Source organism: Thomasclavelia sp. (assembly GCF_047249845.1).
In the GTDB taxonomy this organism is placed as follows: domain Bacteria; phylum Bacillota_I; class Bacilli_A; order Erysipelotrichales; family Coprobacillaceae; genus Thomasclavelia.
Genome location: NZ_JBKTWO010000162.1, coordinates 1 through 1,851 on the forward strand (window position 1 = coordinate 1; position 1,851 = coordinate 1,851).

General features: G+C 27.6%; 2 protein-coding genes and 1 pseudogene. 2 read left to right on the forward strand and 1 reads right to left on the reverse strand.

The features are described 5' to 3' along the window. Both ACLR9T_RS14330 and ACLR9T_RS14335 read left to right on the forward strand, forming a co-directional pair. A partial coding sequence (locus ACLR9T_RS14330) for a phosphatase PAP2 family protein (protein ID WP_413110142.1) occupies window positions 1-248 on the forward strand: 248 nt, incomplete at its 5' end. A 15-nt stretch (window positions 249-263) separates the two neighbouring features. Further along, window positions 264-1,253, forward strand: a complete 990-nt coding sequence (locus ACLR9T_RS14335) for a DUF6930 domain-containing protein (protein ID WP_413110143.1) — start codon at window positions 264-266, stop codon at window positions 1,251-1,253. Window positions 1,254-1,295: 42 nt separating this feature from the next. Here the strand turns inward: ACLR9T_RS14335 and ACLR9T_RS14340 are convergent. Further along, window positions 1,296-1,851, reverse strand: a pseudogene (locus ACLR9T_RS14340) (ABC transporter ATP-binding protein); the annotation flags it as partial.

The following is a 1,851-nucleotide window of genomic DNA, read 5'->3' on the forward strand; positions in this document are numbered from 1 at the left end:
CTTATGAAACAATGGATATTATCCCTCTTAGTAAACATAAACAAGGAGAATCATTTCCTAGTAGACATACTGTTAGTGCTTTTGCAATTGCCTTTGCCTGTTTAAATGTAAATGTAACATTAGGCGGTTTTATGATTATTTTAGCAATTATAATTGCTTGTACAAGAATTTTATGTGGTGTGCATTATTTAAGTGATGTTATTAGTGCTATAGTAATTGCACTAATAATTGCTTTAATCAAAATATAAAAAAAGGAGAATAAAATGAAACATGATTTAAATATTTGGAAAAAATTATATGATGTAGCTAATCAATGGAAAATAAGTAAACCATGGCAAAAGATTTGGAGTAATGAATGGGTTAAAATAGATTTACCTGATGATAATTACTATTGTTCTATTATGGGTAAAATGGGTGATTGTATTGGATTATCCATTTACCAAGGTCATGATGGGTTAAAGGATTTAGAATCTCTTTTAATTGAACAGGTAGATTCTAGTGTTACAAATTATATAATGCATGATCAAACTTGTTTAGTTTTTTATTTAGGTGATCGTGTTGAAGTGCCAAAACAGCAAAAAGAAATAATTAAAGAATTAGGTTTAAAATATCGAGGTAATGGTAATTGGCCATATTTTCTATCTTATAAAAAACGCTTTATTCCTGATCATATCAATGATAGTCAAGCTCAAATTTTAGTTCAAGTAATGCAACAATTACTAGAAATTACTGATTTATATGATAAAAAAGAAATTGATGTTAAATTCGATAAAGATGAAATGATAAATGCCTATCAAAAAGATAATCAGTGGTATTATGAACCTATAATTATCCCTCAATTAGATAAATTTATAAGCGTTGAATTATCAGATGAAAATGAAAAACAAAAAATTATTAATCAACATCATAATAACAATAACTTAATTATGGATTTTGTTTATTTAAACACCCCAATAGATGATAAGAATTACGACCGCCCTGTTAACCCTTTATTATTTATCGTTCTTGATGAAACTTCACAAATGATTATTTATAATCACATGTTATCTCCAGAAGAAGATGAAATTGAAGTTGTCTTATTTTTCTTATGTAGTTATATTTTAGAAGATGGTATCCCGCAAACGATCTTTATTCGTAATCCTAGCATTTGGTGTGCTATCAAAAATTTATGTGAATGTTGTAAAATTCATTTACAATTTACACCATTACCAATGATTGATTATATCGTTAATGATATGAAATCAATGTTCTAATCGTAAATAAAACAGTAGCGCTTAGCTACTGTTTTATTTATGCTAACTATTAATATTAAATTGACTGTTATACAACATATAATAATAACCTATTTTAGCTAATAAATCTTGATGATTCCCTTGTTCTAAAATTTTTCCTTTATCCATTACTAAAATCGTATCTGCATTTTCAATAGTTGATAAACGATGAGCTACAATAAATGTTGTTCGTCCTTCCATCATGGCATCTAATGCTTTTTGTATCTGCAATTCAGTTCGCGTATCAATAAAACTTGTAGCTTCATCTAAAATCAACATCGGTGGTTTAGTCAATATGATTCTTGCAATACAAATTAATTGCTTTTGACCCTCAGATATATTTCCGCCATTTTCTTCAATCATCGTATCATAACCATCAGGAAGATTTATAATAAATTTATGTGCTCTAGCTTTTTTAGCTGCTTCAATAATTTCAGCATCAGTAGCATCACTTTTTCCATAAGCAATATTTCTTTAATACTTCCTTTAAAAATCCATGTTTCTTGTAATACCATTCCATACATTTTTCTAAGTGAATTACGATCAATTGATAAAGTATTTATGCCATCTATTTCAATAC

Excerpts from the sequence above, each read along its gene's own strand:
- ACLR9T_RS14335 (WP_413110143.1), top strand. The coding sequence starts at position 264 with ATGAAACATGATTTAAATATTTGGAAAAAATTATATGATGTAGCTAAT.